Annotated in this window: 15 protein-coding genes and 1 tRNA gene; 4 read left to right on the top strand and 12 right to left on the bottom strand. The window is 56.3% G+C overall.

Annotated features, from left to right (window positions below; translation table 11 throughout):
- The coding region (locus AC2FHW_RS18770) for a DUF805 domain-containing protein (RefSeq protein WP_496822443.1) at nt 1-155 on the bottom strand (155 nt) is incomplete at its 3' end.
- Nucleotides 156-724: 569 nt separating this feature from the next.
- On the opposite strand from AC2FHW_RS18770, the gene AC2FHW_RS18765 reads away from it, so the two are divergent.
- The 3 genes from AC2FHW_RS18765 (at nt 725) to AC2FHW_RS18755 (ending at nt 3817) form a co-directional block, all read left to right on the top strand.
- Nucleotides 725-1024: a hypothetical protein gene (locus AC2FHW_RS18765; protein ID WP_496710022.1), complete on the top strand. Its 300-nt coding sequence runs from the start codon at nt 725-727 to the stop codon at nt 1022-1024.
- A 263-nt stretch (nt 1025-1287) separates the two neighbouring features.
- Nucleotides 1288-2688, top strand: a complete 1401-nt coding sequence (locus tag AC2FHW_RS18760) for a ShlB/FhaC/HecB family hemolysin secretion/activation protein (RefSeq protein ID WP_496822441.1) — start codon at nt 1288-1290, stop codon at nt 2686-2688.
- 832 nt (nt 2689-3520) lie between these two features.
- The gene (locus tag AC2FHW_RS18755) at nt 3521-3817 is read left to right on the top strand and encodes a hypothetical protein (protein WP_142638999.1); all 297 of its coding nucleotides are present in this window, start codon (nt 3521-3523) and stop codon (nt 3815-3817) included.
- 219 nt (nt 3818-4036) lie between these two features.
- Here the strand turns inward: AC2FHW_RS18755 and AC2FHW_RS18750 are convergent, their stop codons facing one another.
- Nucleotides 4037-4330, bottom strand: a complete 294-nt coding sequence (locus AC2FHW_RS18750) for a MobA/MobL family protein (protein WP_496822439.1) — start codon at nt 4328-4330, stop codon at nt 4037-4039.
- A 604-nt stretch (nt 4331-4934) separates the two neighbouring features.
- Between AC2FHW_RS18750 and AC2FHW_RS18745 the strand changes: the two genes are divergently transcribed.
- The gene (locus tag AC2FHW_RS18745; protein WP_496822438.1) at nt 4935-10049 is read left to right on the top strand and encodes a RecQ family ATP-dependent DNA helicase; all 5115 of its coding nucleotides are present in this window, start codon (nt 4935-4937) and stop codon (nt 10047-10049) included.
- A 298-nt stretch (nt 10050-10347) separates the two neighbouring features.
- On the opposite strand, the gene AC2FHW_RS18740 is transcribed toward AC2FHW_RS18745, so the two are convergent.
- The 10 genes from AC2FHW_RS18740 to AC2FHW_RS18695 form a co-directional block, all read right to left on the bottom strand.
- Nucleotides 10348-10422: transfer RNA gene (locus tag AC2FHW_RS18740), tRNA-Phe, on the bottom strand.
- 79 nt (nt 10423-10501) lie between these two features.
- Nucleotides 10502-10684: a DNA gyrase inhibitor YacG gene (locus tag AC2FHW_RS18735; RefSeq protein ID WP_281973621.1), complete on the bottom strand. Its 183-nt coding sequence runs from the start codon at nt 10682-10684 to the stop codon at nt 10502-10504.
- Nucleotides 10681-11703, bottom strand: coding sequence for a ribonuclease E/G (locus AC2FHW_RS18730; protein ID WP_142639006.1), 1023 nt, complete (start codon nt 11701-11703; stop codon nt 10681-10683). The genes AC2FHW_RS18735 and AC2FHW_RS18730 overlap by 4 nt, the downstream gene beginning before the upstream one ends.
- Nucleotides 11700-12278: a Maf family protein gene (locus tag AC2FHW_RS18725; protein WP_142639008.1), complete on the bottom strand. Its 579-nt coding sequence runs from the start codon at nt 12276-12278 to the stop codon at nt 11700-11702. The genes AC2FHW_RS18730 and AC2FHW_RS18725 overlap by 4 nt, the downstream gene beginning before the upstream one ends.
- Before the next feature lie 10 nt (nt 12279-12288).
- Nucleotides 12289-12507: a translation initiation factor IF-1 gene (gene infA / locus AC2FHW_RS18720; protein ID WP_005978431.1), complete on the bottom strand. Its 219-nt coding sequence runs from the start codon at nt 12505-12507 to the stop codon at nt 12289-12291.
- 91 nt (nt 12508-12598) lie between these two features.
- Nucleotides 12599-13474 (bottom strand): carbon-nitrogen hydrolase family protein, encoded by an 876-nt coding sequence (locus AC2FHW_RS18715; protein ID WP_496729284.1) that lies wholly within the window; start codon nt 13472-13474, stop codon nt 12599-12601.
- A gap of 367 nt (nt 13475-13841) precedes the next feature.
- Nucleotides 13842-14441 (bottom strand): GNAT family N-acetyltransferase, encoded by a 600-nt coding sequence (locus tag AC2FHW_RS18710; protein ID WP_496822436.1) that lies wholly within the window; start codon nt 14439-14441, stop codon nt 13842-13844.
- Nucleotides 14434-14832, bottom strand: a complete 399-nt coding sequence (locus AC2FHW_RS18705) for a ketosteroid isomerase-related protein (RefSeq protein WP_496701175.1) — start codon at nt 14830-14832, stop codon at nt 14434-14436. Before AC2FHW_RS18705 ends, AC2FHW_RS18710 begins: the two co-directional genes overlap by 8 nt.
- 2 nt (nt 14833-14834) lie before the next feature.
- Nucleotides 14835-15287: an arsenate-mycothiol transferase ArsC gene (locus AC2FHW_RS18700; RefSeq protein ID WP_142639018.1), complete on the bottom strand. Its 453-nt coding sequence runs from the start codon at nt 15285-15287 to the stop codon at nt 14835-14837.
- A 3-nt stretch (nt 15288-15290) separates the two neighbouring features.
- Complete coding sequence (locus AC2FHW_RS18695; RefSeq protein WP_142639020.1) at nt 15291-15770, bottom strand: UPF0262 family protein; 480 nt, start codon at nt 15768-15770, stop codon at nt 15291-15293.
- Nucleotides 15771-15850 lie beyond the last annotated feature (80 nt).

Raw genomic sequence — 15850 nt, 5'->3', positions numbered from 1 at the left:
GGGTTGGTCCCGAATATGATCGTATCCAGCACAGCTAAACCAGCACTCACGACAACCACAAACAAGAAGAACCACCAATATTCTGAGCGTAAAGCCCGGCCGGAGAACTGGAAGTACTTCGAGAAACACGTTTTAACGGCTTCACCAAATCCCATCTTTCAATCCTTTTTCAGTTTCTGTGCGGCCTCAGAACGCCTCGCCGAGCCAAAAGATCACATTCGCCCTTATGGACGCTCCCACTTACCTTTTTGTTTGAAAGCAGAAGCCTATCGTACGAGAGCGTAAAGAAGTTTACGCGCGGAAAAAGTATTGATTTATGAAAAAATATATTCGAACATACGAATTCGACACAACTTTTTTTACCTCCGTTGTTGTCGCTGTCGCCCGATCTACCGGGTCCTTCCGACTGCTGGAGTGAGTGCCGGCGGTCGGAAGGCACTTCACAATAATCCGGCTTGGGAGAACACGATGCTCAGACTTAACGTACTCGCCCTCTCTCCCAAGTTCGCTCTAGCTTTTACCAGTGACGTCATACGGCCATCACACGTTGTTGGCGGCCTCGGTAGTCAACGTAATGTCGTTCTGCCCCACAAGCCCCCCGCGGCAAGTTTTTGGGAAAGGTAGTCAAAGGATCGAGGTGTGTTCTGTTGGCTGCACAGACGCCAAAGCTTCAAACATGCGCATCCAATTTCACTAATTTCAAAGGAACCTGAGGGAGAAAAAAATGACTAACAAGAAGGTTATGATTGCAGGCGTGACATGTTTCGCATTGCTTGCAGCCTGCGACGACACGAGTACGTCCAGCGCGTCCGCCGAGCTCACGCCCGCTCAGCAGGCATGTTTACGGGATGTAGCCAACACGACGAACAATTCGCAAGTCGTGGTGCTCTCATCCGCGTTTAGCGAGGCGGGAACACAAGTCACTGTAGGCGTTGGTGAGGATCGCGCTCCGTGGAATTGCATTGCCTACAGTGATGGCACGACAGCTGGTATCGAGTTCCTTGGCGACGAAGGCGCATTGTAGTCTGTTCGCTGTGTATCTCGAAAGCACCAGTCGTGATCAAATTTGAATAACGGCAAGCTTAGACATTCAAACCTCGTAATAGGATTGGGTTTTAACATGCTCAATCATGCTAAGGTTGTAGAAAATGTCCGTAACCAACTCGGTTGTAATTGCGATCATTTGCACTTTTGTGGCCATTGTTTCAGTTCCAAAATACAGCATTGCACAAACTTGGGACATAGCATCACAGCACTCTGTCAGCGGCGTAACGGTGTATGATTCAGATGAGCTGCTATTTTGCCGGTCAGTTGGCCTTTGATCGGTCAGGGCGCATCACAGCGGTGGAGGTCGCATCAACGATCACGCAGATCTACCGAGAAGACGGCTATTTTTTGGCTGAGGCCTGGCCTGGCCCCGATGGGCAGAGCATTGTTGTTGATGAAGGGCGTATTCAAACCATCGAAATTGAAGGTGTAGATACGCGCACGTTCCAAACCTTGGAAAAGTTCTTTCGCCCCCTCACCACCGCATATCCAATAACTCTCAAACAATTTGAGCGGGCGGTTATGTTGGCCGAGGACATACCTGATTTGGAATTGTCGACCGAACTTGATTATCCGGATCAGGCAGGTGCCAGGCTGAGAGTATTGGGAGAGCCTCTGCGCAAACAAGCCGGGAGTGCGACACTCGACAACCCTCCGCGTGAGCTTGGAGAAGCGCTCAGCTTTTATGTCGTACAAGAGTTTTATTCGACGCTGACCGTCGGGGATTTACTGCGATTTGAGGGATCAGGCAATTACAATTGGGACAAAGACGAACACTCTTTGTGGGGCGCTGTTACCTATCGCACTCCGCTGAACAGCAATGGTCTCTACGGTGAGATTTTCTACGGAAACATAAACGCAAAACGTGACCTCTCGGGGGATTTTGCAAGAACGGATATTGACGGCGAGAACTTCACCGTCGCGATGGGTTACCCCGTGATCCGCGATGTAGCCCGATATGGATATTTTCTGCTGGATTATCGCCTTTCAAAAGCGGACTCAGTCAGTGGCGGCGTTCCATTGTCCAGTGACGCGAGCGTTGCTGGTCTTACGTATCTTTACGGGCAAAACTATCCGAAAGGGCAAGCTCTGGAAGCGGGGCTAACCTTATCTTTTGGTGACAATGACAATGACACGACAGACGCAAATTTTGACGACGGAGACTCTTCGTTCTGGCATCTGCGGGGCGGCATCGGATACGAAAGTCCACTTACGAACTTGTCACCCAACACAGCTTGGCGCACCGAGATCTGGGGCCAGTTCACAACCGACCGGTTGCCCTCGGTCGAGGAGTACTTCCTTGGTGATCGCTATGCATTGCGCGGCTATCGGTTCGACGAAGTAGACGGTGATTCCGGGGTTTCCGCGATTTTCGAAGTGTCTCACTCCTACTTTCCAAGTTCCCAAAGCATTCATCGCTTAACGCCTTTTGTCTTTTTCGACGTGGGTTACATCTCGAACAATGACCCAGCGAGTTTTGAAGTTGATAATGCTACACTGGCATCGACAGGTCTGGGTTTGGACATTGAGTTTAAGCAAAACCTTTTCCTGTCCGGATATGTCGGTGTCCCTTTGAGAGACGGCCCTTTGACCGACTCAGGCGATCCTGGCGCGTATCTTGCTCTGACAACAAGTTGGTGAGAATGTTATGAAACGGAACCGCATTGTTTTACTTACCGCAGCTTGTTTGGTCGCAGAGCTGGCCGCTACGCAGGTCGTCGCGCAGGGAAATCATTTTGGGTGGTGCCGTGGCGTAGGGAATCCGCACCAGTCGAGCCAAGGATGTGGGCAGGCCGGTGGGCAAGGGGCAGGCAATCAAATTACCGGCCCAACGCAGCCGGTGGCAAATCAGTTGCCGCCTAAAGGAACACAGCAAACGCCCACATCAGTTACTGTTCCAGTCCTTGCGCCGGGCGCGGTCCCGAACGCAATTCCCGGTCAGGTTCCTATTGCGACACCAATAGCGGTTCCAGGTCAGGTTCCCACGCCGGTCCTAGCGCCGACCCTAGTTCCGCCTTTGACACCAAACGCGACACCAAACCGGGTTCCGACAGCTGTTCCAAATCAGGTTCCCTCATTGGCTACCGGTCCTACCGCAGTGCCGCCGCAAGTTCCGACTGCAACTCCCAATCAAGTTCCGATAGCTATCCCTGGCCAGGTTCCGCCTCAAGTTACTGGCCCGACGGCTGTGCCGCCCCTTGTGCCAACAGCAATACCCAACCAAATACCAGTCGCAGTGCCAGGCCGTGTTCCGCAACCCAGCGGCACTACAGCGACGCCACCGCTTGTCCCAACCGCAACCCCCAATCAGGTTCCCACGGCGGTTCCTGGCCAGGTTCCACAGTTGACACCAAAACCTACGGCAACTCACGTGGCCGTCCCAGGACATCCGAAGCCACAAGGCGTCGTGACAATCATGCGCCCAAAGCCGAGGCCGACAACCGGTACTGTTCAGCAACCTGGCACAACACAAGTGACCCACCATTTAACCCACCAACGTAATTCTAAGAAACACGATCACGTCGCAGCAACTCCTGGACGGCATGACCCGCACGACCTGCCGAGGTTCCGCAGCGCAGCGGCCAAGGAAAACTGGGAATGCGTTGCCAGCGGATTTGGGCAACGTCGGTATGATGCCGGGCGCGGCGTGTTGCTGAACAGCGGGGCACTACGACACCTTGGAAATGTGGATGCGATGGCTCGTGATGTACCAGCACGGCACCCGAAGCATTCCGGATGCATTATCTCGGTCAAACGAAAGCAGCGCTGAAGCTCGCTGGGTAGGTTTTGCTCGGACAATGAGATTAATCGACCAATAGTTCGTCAATTGTCACCTGGTTAACTGGCTTTCGTATTGCCCTTATTCCCTGGCGTTTACGTTGGCTGACGTAGCCCAACAATGCTCCGTACCTATATTTACTTCAAATAGGCCAACAATCTAAAGTGCCGCACTTCCACGAAGAGCCTCCGACCATCTGGGCCGGTCAAATTAGGCAAGCGAAACTTTGAACGGCAACTTTGCAAAGTCAGCTTTGCCCGCGCTGTGCCGTTTCTCTTCCTCAGGGCACAGGAAACGCGGCGCGTGAATGTCGGCTTGAACGGCAACGCCGTATTCATCGCGAAGCCAGAGGCAGAAGCCGCGGACAAGCCGGACCTGCTCGGGAAGCGGTAGCTCGCGCGGCAGGGATGGGCGCAGTTCGCGGATGACTCTTGCATTCTTTCGGCGTTCCGAACGCTCAGCAGCGTTCCAGAGCTCCTCGGCGTTTCCTGTCCAGTTGATCAATCATGAGACAGGAGGCCACCCTTTCTGCCCGGCGAAAACCGTCGTCTAACCCGCGCATCCCGGAAGGTGGTGCGCGCGGTGTAGGCGGCGGATTTGACGGCGGAGCGACCGTCGGCACGAGAATGCAGGATGTGCGCGCATCGTAGACCGGGCGCCGCACAGAGGTCGGTTTCGGGACCAAAGGCGACTTAGGGGATGAGCGCAGCATTTGTCGTTTGGGCGGGAACCGGGGGTATTCTGCATTCGTAAAAGATCGGCGGGGCGGAGAACAGTCGAACTTTGATCAACAAACCTGTCTGAAACCTGCCAGCACCGGTCTCACATAGAGGTGCCGAGTGATTTTGTCGACCGGCTGTTGGCTCCGGATGGGAAGATCTTCAAATCCGAAGAAAAAGACACTGGCCGCACCTCGCAAACTTGGCATGGCATCGGGACAACATATTTTGTCAAATGGCCGCCGAAGGTTCCGCTCCTTGTGAATAATTATTAGCCTGCGAATATGAAAAACTTAATTTCCCGCGGCATATCGAAGGCCCTTGGCCGTGGCAAACAACAGCCACTTGAAAGCCCCGAGGCTATTCCGCCGGGAAATAAGCATATTCAAATGCCGCGGGAACAAGCCAACGTATTGTCGCGTTGTCTGTCGATTGATCTGGAGGTTGATCCCAAGGAAGCCAAGTTGTTCGCCTTTGCAGCCGTGCCAGACGGTGATGGAGAGGGGATAATTCATCGTAAAGGCGATCCGAAGGCCGCGCTTGAAAAGCTCGACTTGTTTTGCGCCGGTTTCGCACATGTCATTGGACACAATATTCTGCGCCATGACCTGCCGCATCTCATGGCGGTCTCGCCGCGCTTCGCAAAGCTCGCGGACGGACCGATTGACACGCTGTGGCTCAACCCCTTGGCGTTCCCGCGCAATCCCTACCATCATCTGGTCAAGCACTACCGCGATGGGCGGCTTCAAAGTGGTCACGTCAACGATCCCGAGCTCGACGCGCGTCTTGTGTTCGAGGTTCTTCGCAATCAGATCGACGCCTTGGTATCGCTGAACACGTTGTCGCCAGAAACGATGATGGCCTATCACTGGTTGTGCTGCCGAGGTCCCGGTAGCGACGGGTTTGATCGGTTGTTCAGCGACGTGCGCGGGGCGCCTATCCCGACAGAAGCAGAAGCGCACGAGGCCATTCGGAAGTTGCTTAAAGACTTGGCCTGCGGCGCGCAGGTGGACGCCTTGCTCGAGCGGCTCTCGGACACTGGGCTGGGCTGGCCGATGGCATATGCCCTTGCCTGGATTTCGGTCGCTGGTGGGGATTCTGTTATGCCGCCTTGGGTGCGGGCGCAATTCCGTGACGCAGCACGGCTGGTCAAAGACCTGAGAGATACGAATTGTCGTGATCAGCACTGTGCCTATTGCGCAGAGCACAATGATCCCACTCGTGCGCTCGAACGATGGTTCGGTTTTCCAAGTTTCCGCCCGGAACCAATCGACGAGAACGGACGCCCGCTTCAAGAAAAGATTGTGGCGACGGCCATGGAAGGCGACAATTTGTTGGGCATCCTTCCGACGGGCACGGGTAAATCCATCTGTTACCAGATCCCCGCGCTGTCTCGGTTCGACAAGACCGGGGCCTTGACCGTCGTAATATCGCCGCTTGTGGCGCTGATGGCGGACCAAGTTCAGGGCCTGGTTCGGGCCGGAATTTCCTCGGCAGTGACTATTAACGGGCTATTGTCATTGCCCGAGCGTCAGGATGCGCTTGACAAGGTGCGGCTCGGGGATGCTGCGATCCTTTTGATTTCGCCCGAACAACTGCGCAGCACAACAGTTCGGTCCGTTCTGGCACAGCGCGAGATAGGGCTGTGGGTGTTGGACGAGGCGCACTGCGTGTCCAAATGGGGACACGATTTCAGACCTGACTATCGCTACGTTTCGCGGTTTATCAAGGAGAGCTCAGGCGACGAACCGGCTCCGGTGCTTTGCTTGACCGCGACAGCGAAGCCAGACGTCGTGCAAGACATCCGCAATCATTTCAAAGAGCGTTTGGGGTCCGAACTGGTGTTGATCGACGGTGGCGCATCGCGGTCGAACCTGAGCTTCCAGGTGCTGCCAACGCAGCGTGCCACCAAGATGACCGATATCCTCGACACGATCGAAGCCCAGCTTCCGCGCGAGGGCGTGTCAGGGGCCGTCGTCTACTGTGCGACCCGAAACGCAACCGAGCGCGTGGCGGAGTTCTTAAAACAACAAGGCATCGCCGCTGAACGCTATCATGCGGGCCTCAGCGCCGATGACAAACGTGAGATCCAGGAAGATTTCCGCGTTGGCAATCTGCGCGTGATCGCGGCCACCAATGCCTTTGGGATGGGGGTCGACAAGCCGGACATCCGTCTGGTGGTTCACGGGGACGTGCCGGGGTCGCTGGAAAACTACCTGCAAGAGGCGGGTCGCGCCGGGCGAGACCGCGAACCTGCAAACTGCGTCCTGTTGTTCAATACCGAAGACGTTGATCGTCAGTTCAACCTCAGCGCGCGTTCTCGACTCGCGCGGCACGAAATCGGCGCGATCCTGAAGGCGCTTCGGCGCCTTGATGCTCGGACCGGAAAAGGCGGTGAAATAGTCGCTACACCCGGTGAGATCGTTCATGAGGAGAAAGAGCGAGATTTCCAGCGGGACAGCAATACCGACGATACGCGAGTGAAGACGGCCGTCGCCTGGCTGGAAGAAGCACACCTTCTGAACCGCGAAGAAAACCGGGTGCAGGTGTTCCCCGCCTCGCTCCGAGTAAGAAGCATGAAGGAGGTCCGTGAAATCCTTGCATCCGCTGAGATCACCGAGCGGCGGCGCGAGGATCTGGCCGCCATCGTGCAGCATATCATCAACGCGCCGCAGGAAGAGGGCATCACCACGGACGAGCTCTGCGGGGTCAGTGGGCTGACGATGTCGGGCGTTCGCAAAGCTTTGGCGGACCTCGAGGCCTTGGGGATTGCAAAAGATGATACAAACATCACCATCTTCGTGCATGTGCGCGTCGAGAATGCCTCGCCGAAACGATTCCAAGCGGCGTCCCGGTTGGAAGCTGACCTGATTGCGATCCTTAGAGAGCACGCGCCAGACGCGGACATCAATGAGGCTGTGCCCTGCCATCTGGCCTCAGTGGCGCAGGACCTGCGGGAGCGGGGACACGCCTCCGTGCGGCCCGATATTGTCGAGGGTTTGCTCCGTGGGATTGCGCAGGATGGCCGCGACATGGATGGCGGCAGAGGCAATATTGGCCTGCGCAAGGTGTCTAAAGGCAGTGTAATGGTGCGAACGCAAAGATCATGGGGGACAATCGAACAGACCGCTCAGCTTCGCAGGCAGGCCGCAGAGCGATTGGTTTCATTCTTGATCAACAAGGTTCAGGCTGGCCTGCGTGGGAAAGATGTTCCCGTCGAGACCACGCTTGGCGACCTTCTTGCAGCAATCAACAGCGATGCGCTATTGCGGACATCTGTCAATCACCCTGCAAAGCTGATGGACCGGGCGCTTCTGTGGTTGCACGAACAGCAGGTGGTGACTCTGGGCAAGGGTTTGTCCGTGTTCCGCTCGGCCATGACGTTGCACATCAATCAGAAGGGCGGCGCTTTTACCACCCAGCATTTCGCGCCGCTCGAAGACCACTACACTGAACAAACCATCCAGACCCACGTGATGGCGGCATATGCGGGCAAAGGTATCGACGATATCGATCAGGCCCAGCGGCTCGCGCATGACTATTTCGCAATGGATCAGTCCGACTTCATGAAAACTTGGATGCCAGGGAAAATTACGGAGTTCAGACGGCAGGCAACACCTCAGTCTTACGCCGAGATCGTCGACAATCTGGGGAATTCGACACAAGAGCAGATCGTGCGTGACGACCGCGAACAGACCAATGTCCTTGTCCTCGCGGGGCCGGGGTCGGGCAAGACACGCGTGCTGGTCCATCGCGTCGCTTATCTGTTCCGGATCAAGCGCGAAGATCCAAACGGTATACTGGTGCTCGCCTACAATCGTCACGCGGCCGCCGAGATCCGGGAACGCTTGCGTCTGCTGATTGGCGAAGATGCTCGCTTTGTGACCGTCTTGACCATCCATGCCTTAGCCATGCGGTTGATTGGCGCGAGCTTCGCCGGACGGGAAACGGCCGATGAGCCTGATTTCGAGACGCTTCTGATCGATGCGGCACGTCTTTTGCGTGGCGACGGGCTGGACAAAATCGAGGCCGAAGCCTTACGAGAGACCTTGATCCAAGGGTTCCGATGGATTCTCGTGGACGAATATCAGGACGTTGGGCCCGAGGAATACGCCTTGATCGCGGCGGTGGCCGGTCGCAGTATCGACGACCCCGATCAACGCATCAGCCTGTTCGCGGTCGGCGATGACGACCAGAATATCTATGCGTTTGCCGGCGCATCGGTGCGCCACATCCGGCAATTCGAACAGGATTATTCAGCCAAGCCGGTCTTTCTGACCGACAATTATCGCTCGTCGAAAAACATCATCAGCGCAGCGAATGCCGTGATCGAAGGATCTCGGGAACGTATGAAAACTGGCCATGGGATTACAGTCGACAAATCGAGGCAAAAGGACCCGGCCGGGGGGATCATGGAAAGCCTCGACCCGGTTGCGCAGGGGCGGGTCCAAATCCTTGGCTGCCCGGCCGGAAATGACGCTCAGGCCCTTGCGGCGGTCAACGAGATGATCCGCCTGTCAAAACTGATCCCGGATTGGAGCTGGAAGGGCGCGGCAATCATTTCTCGTGATTGGCGCAAGCTTCTGCCAGTCCGCGATTTTGCCGAGGCGCATGGAATTCCAGTCGAAATGGCGAACGAAAACTTGCCAAGTGTGTGGCGCACCCGTGAGATGCGGAGGTTCATTGGTGGCCTGTGCGAGAGGCACGTTGCCTTGGTCAGCTTGGGCGACCTTACCGAAACTCTGAATGCGATACCCACGAGCCGTTGGACTGACCGGATCGGCGAGGGACTTGGCCAACTTGCGCGTGAAGTTGATGGCAAAGCGCTTCCGAGCCCTGACGTGATCGAATGGTTTGCTGAATGGTCGAAAGACTCATGGGGCGAGCAGCGTGGCCTCAAGTTGTTGACGGCGCATCGCGCGAAAGGCCTCGAATTCGACGATGTCGTGATCCTGGATGGTGGTTGGGAGCGGCCCTCGCGAAACGAAGATCAGGACGCGCCGAGGCGTTTGTTCTATGTCGCCATGACACGTGCGCGGCGCAATTTGATCGTCATGAGTAACGACAATCACGAATACCTTCCCACCGAGTCTCCTTCCGTCGTCAAGCGGAACGTGGTGCCCGACTTGGCGACAGTCCCTGGCCCGCGCCGGTTCTTTCAATCGCCAGAAATGAAGATGGTCGACCTGTCATTTGCAGGGCGCCAAGGTGATCGGCACATTGTTCATGACGCGATCGCTGAAGCGCAGGTCGGCGCGCCAATCAAGCTCGCCAGTGTTGGAGATCGCTGGCAGATCGAGGATATTCAAGGGCGGGTCCTCGGGCGGATGGCAAGAGCATTTACGCCCCCGATTGGCACGAAATTTGTCACCGGCGAGATCGCGGCCATCATACACTGGCGTAAGGAAGATGCCGATGAGCGTTTTCATCACCTGATTAAACGCGCCAATTGGGAAGTCGTAGTGCCTGAACTGGTTTTCGAAGAGGCCAAGGGGGCAGTATAAGATCAGAATGGCAAGTGGGGCGGTCAAGCAATCGTTCGCTGCACTTGCCACTAAGGACTGCTCAGGGCCGTTATCACACATTCCAACAAGATGGATTATTGGCAGCTTTGTCCGCATGGCGGGCCAACACTGTTTTCGGACACCCCCAACATTTCCATGTGAAGTACACATCTTGAGCGGAGCAAATTGTGGAGCAAGTTGTGGAGCAAACAGCCCCTTGCCCATTCAATCAAGCAGACGCAGTCTACATTTAAGGCTTATAAAACAGATTGTTAGCTACAATCTGATCCTGGATAAATGGTGCCCGGGGGCGGAATCGAACCACCGACACGAGGATTTTCAATCCACTGCTCTACCCCTGAGCTACCCGGGCACGGATACGGCTTTTGCCGTTGGGTGGAGGCGTTCTATGACTTGCTACTGGCAGTGTCCAGAGGCTTTTTTACATTTTTTCAATGTGGGCGCGGCATCTCAGTTTCAGGTGAAGAAACATCCTGTTCAACGTCTTCTTCACGCTGCGAAGGAACCGCGTAAGACCCGTTCAGCCACTTGGCCAAATCAATGTCTGCACAGCGTTTCGAACAAAAAGGACGGAATTGAGACACCGTTGGTTCGTGACAGATCGGACAGCTCATTTCAGCACTTCCGCAAGGGAAATCCGGCCGCGTTTGCGTTGCAACTCATAGTGACCCAACGGGGTCCATCCTGCCAGAATCGTCTCGATCGGATCAGACTTGAATGCAGATCGCAAAGCGGCTTCGAAACCGCGCCGGTCTTTCTTGGGCATTGGAGCGAGGTCGAGCGTGATCTGCCCCCCCAACCCACGGACACGCAATGCACGTGGCAGTGCTTTTGCGCAGGCGAAATTGGCCTTGGTTCCGGCGGCCATCGAGGTGTCTGAACCCGTGTTTACATCTACGGCCACCAGGGCGCGGGTGGGCTGGATATAGATGTGTCCGCCCCCGGCCAATGGTTCTGATATTCCGCCCGCCTGATCCAATGCATCCAAGACACCATGCGCCTCAAAGGCGCCAGGCTCGGTGACGACCTCGGCCGGGTCGGTCCAGTCGCGCCAGGCCAAAACATGCGGCCCATCACCTGCGAGCAGAACCTCAGGCTCGGTACCGGGATCGTTCATCACAGCATCGGCATGAGCCAGCATGACGCCGATATCCTCGGCAATCTCTTGGGCATTCTCGCCCTGACAGCAGGACCGCAGGATCAACCCGTGTTCGCTGCCTGCCATGGCCTCATGTGCGATTTCCAGCAAGCGGTCGCGTTCATCCTCATCCCGGATACTGCGCGATATATTCAGGCCCGGTGCATCCGGAGTAACAATCGCAAAGCGGCTTTTGAACAGCACGCGATCCGTCACCGGCAGCGCCTTTCCGGGTTCGACAAAACCGGTCACCTGGACCAGCTTAAGCTCTCCGGGGGCCAATCCTTTGACCTGTCGCAAAAAGGCCTGGCCGTCCGGCGTGGCCAGAAACATCCCGCCCTGCCCCTTGACCGGGCGATCCGCCCGCGCCCGGTAGATAGTACCGGGTGCCGGGGCTTCGGAAGCAATCAGGAAATCGTCAAGCTTTCCGTCCACCATCAACGCCGCGGCCTCGCGGTTGTTGATGTGGTCTAAAACGATGGTACGCCCCTTCATGGTGCCTCACGATACAAAGGATAGCCGATGCCCTGCAGCAAAGCGGCGGTCTCGGATAATGGTAGTCCCACGATGCCGGTAAATGAGCCGGAAATCCATGGGATGAACGCCCCTGCAGGCCCCTGGATTGCATATGCACCGGCTTTGCCTTGCCAGTCACCCGTTGCCAGATAGGCATTGATCTCAACATCCGATAGGCACTTGACCTTGACCTGAGACACCACATCGCGTTGCGATATGCGGTCTCCGCGCCGAACTGCAACCGAGGTAATCACCCGGTGCCGCCGTCCAGACAGAGCGTGCAGAAACTCGGCCGCCTGACCTGCATCTTCAGGCTTTCCCAAGATGCGCCGACCCAGCGCGACCGTGGTGTCCGCACACAGCGTGACATCATCGCTTTCGGCGGGAACTGCTTGCACTTTGGCGCGCGTGATCCGGTGGCAATAAGGCACCGGCAACTCACCCTTCAAAGGCGTTTCGTCAATGTCAGGGGCACGGATGGCGTCGGGCTGTACGCCAAGCTGCGCCAGCAGGTCCAGCCGCCTTGGGCTGCCCGATCCAAGAATAAACGCCATGTGTCGGGCGTTACTTAAAGCGATAGTTGATCCGACCTTTGGTCAGATCGTAGGGGGTCATCTCGACTTGAACTTTGTCGCCAGCCAGAACACGGATGCGGTTCTTGCGCATCTTGCCTGCCGTATGTGCGATGATCTCATGGCCGTTTTCCAGCTCGACCCGAAACGTCGCATTAGGCAGGAGTTCCTTCACGACACCGGGAAATTCGAGCGTATCTTCCTTGGCCATGTTGTCTCCATAATTACGTTGCACCCGCAGAATCTACGGGGATGTGCGCCTAAATGAGCCTATTTGGGGCTTATTTCAAGGGCGTATTCACCTAAAGAGAGGATATTGTGACTGTTTCGACTCGACCGCACTGCTCGTCCCAATGGGCGCGGTTCAACACATGGCCATCCCGGCGCACATTGGCGATCGTAGTCAAGTCGACGTCGGCATAGGTCCAGCCAGGTTGGTTCAGCGCTCCCTCTGCTAACACTCCGGTCGCGGGAAAACCCTTGTCAGGTGGACCAAAAACACCGCCCGCTCCTGTATTCATATCCACCGCATCGGACCATTCGTTTTTTCCCACGAGAGACGCCATGACCGTAACACATTGGTTTTCCAGCGCACGCGACATAGCCCCGATGCGGACACGCCAGTATCCTGCCAACGCCTCGGTGCATGAGGGAACCAGGATTATATCCGCCTCACTTAGGGCTCTGCCCAGCAGGGGGAATTCACTGTCATAGCAGATCAGGATTCCGATTTTTCCAAGTGGGGTATCAAACAATTTTAGTGGTCCGCCCGGCGCGATATCCCAGTCTTCGCGTTCAAAGCGGGTCATGATCTGTTTGTCCTGATGGTCAAACGTCCCGTTCGGAGCGTAGAGCACAGCCCGGTTTACCGGACGGCCTGACCCGTCAATCACCGGAGCGGATGCGCCCAGGATGTAGGTCTCATGTTCTTGAGCCAGACGCGAATGCAGGGCCTGCACGTCCCCCATCCGATCTGAAACAGCACGGATCGAGCGTTCCAGATCACCCGCTACTTCGGCCCCGTCCAAAGTCGACAATTCCATCGCGCCATACTCGGGGAAAACGAGAAGATCTGCCCCCTGCCCTGCGGCATCCGAGACCCAGCGGGCCAGCTTATCTTCATACTGCGCCCAGTTTTCGAGCCAGTCGAGGTTATAGGCGGCGGTGGCAGCTTTCATGGAGTAACTTTCATTGCGCTGGTTTGGCGAACACTAGTTGAGGGCGCCCTGAAAAGTACAGGCACATATGTGCATATACCGGCCCAGCAAGGGATTGTGAGTTGGCATCTCAAGCCCGAAATGGCTAAATAAGATTAGGAGAGTTGCGATGCAAAACCGGGAAAGTTTCGAAAAGTTCTATTACACAAAGGTTGGCATGGGAGAAGCCTGCGGTTGCGCCGAACGGATTATCGACGTGTACGAATTCAACCGAACGGGTGGAGCGCTAACAAAATCAACTCCGAGACAGCAAAGGCGGAAACGCCGGTCAATCAGGGCTTGGGCCGTAAAATACGGCCTTCTTGGGCGCAAACGTCAGCCATAAAATCTAAGCCGTGATATCCCTGATCCAAAACTGCAACGGCTTCAGCGTCTCGCCTTCTTCGCCGATATCCCTCCACGAAAACTGCGCAACAGCGCCAGGCAACGGCTCATACTTCCGCGCGCTCCAAAAAGCATCCAGCGGGCGGTAGGTATCAGGCCGCATCGGGTGATCGGTCGTGCGTTGCACACCGCAAAAGGCGCATTTGGTGAAGCCAAAGTTGCGCGCATGGGCTTCGCGCAGGTCAAAGAACCTATGCCCCACGCCCTGCCCGCGATAGTTGGGCAGCAAGACGGATTCGGCGCAGTAGAAGATCTGGGACAAGTCCAGCCCAGAGCCATCGAAGGCCGCCGCGAAATCGGCGGCATGGTCGGCTAGCGGGGCGCCGGTCGATGCGCCGATCAGACGATCCCCGTCAAAGGCACCAACAACGATGGATCTGTCGCTGTCACGGTAGGATTGCAGATATTTCCGCTCGTATTCCAGATCGCCGTCATAAAGATACGGCCATGCCCGAAACACCTCGATCCGCAAGCGAGCGACGTCATCCAGAGCCGCCTCAAGCGCCGCCCCGGTCAAGGCGCGAACGCCTGTGACCTCAGCCATTCGAGACCTGCTTGGTCCAGTCGGCCAGGTTGTAAAAGGTGGTGACCCGCGTGATCTTGCCATCCTTCAGGTCAAAGAACGACCCGGCTGGTAGGCGGTAGGTCTGCCCGCGTGCTTTGGGCAGGCCTTCATCCGTCTCAAGATAGGTGCCGTTCACGATGAATTCAGCGGCGGCACGGGTACCGCCATCGGCCGCGAACACAACGATATCGGTGAGGTTCTCGCGATAGCAGCGGTTCATGTGGTCACAAAAAGCTGCGAATTTCTCTTTGCCCACTCGTATCTGGCCTTCGTTCACATGATGGGCCACGTCGTCGGACAAACAGGCCAGCATGCCGGTTACGTCCCCGGCGTTGAAGGCTTCGAAATAGGTTTTGACGGTTTCGTTCATGGTCACTCCGTTGGTTCACCCCAGCGGTCCTTCAGATGCTGAATGATCTGATCGCGGGTCTGTCGGTAGTGATGTAACTTTTCCTCGCGGCTTTCGCCCAGCCCGGTAGGGTCCATTATTGGCCAATAATCGACATCCAGATGAAAAACCCGCGTCAAATCCAGCGCACGGCGCTGGCTGGCCGGCGACAGCGCTACAATCAGATCGAACGAGCTGAGGTCGTCGCCCCATTCCTGCATTTCATCAAACGACCGGGACCGGTGACGTGAAAGCTCGACGTCGATTTCATGACAGACCGAAATGCAAAAGCCATCGATCTCAAGATCGTTGTGCACCCCGGCGGATTGCACATAGGTGCCGGTGCCATAAAACTTCTTCATGATGCCTTCGGCCATCGGAGATCGGACCGAATTGTGGTCGCAACAGAACAAGATGGACTGCGGCAGAGACGTCACCCGTCACCCCCCGAAATGCAATACGCAGATCAACGTAAACAGGCGACGGGCTGTGTCTGAATCAACTTCGGCCTTGCCTTCCAGACGTTCCTGCAACACCCGACTGCCTTCGTTGTGGATACCGCGCCGGGCCATGTCGATGGTTTCGATCTGGCTGGGCGGCAAAGTCTTTACGGCGTCGAAATAGCTTTCACAGATCTGGAAGTAGTCCTTGACCACCTGCCTGAATGGTCCAAGGGACAGATGGAACTCGGCCGCTTTTTCTTCGGCTTCGGTGGCAATGTCGAAGACCAAACGCTTGTCACGGATCGAGAGTTGCACATGATACGGCCCTTCCGGAACCACACGATCATCGCGTTTGGGCAGCGCGAAAGCGTTATCCTCAAGCAGATCATAGATTGCCACCTTGCGCTCCTGCTCGATCTCGGGAGTCGGCGGGGGCAAGTTTCTATCATCCAGTTCGATGTGCGAAATTCGGGTCATGGTCGTTTGGTCCGTTCAGGTCGGGACAGACTTATCCCAATGGAAATAAATGGGCAACGCAGTGACGGGCCGTCCGACGA

It is taken from the genome of Ruegeria sp. YTSA108, from assembly GCF_059610185.1.
This window is presented reverse-complemented; position numbering and strand designations above follow the sequence as displayed.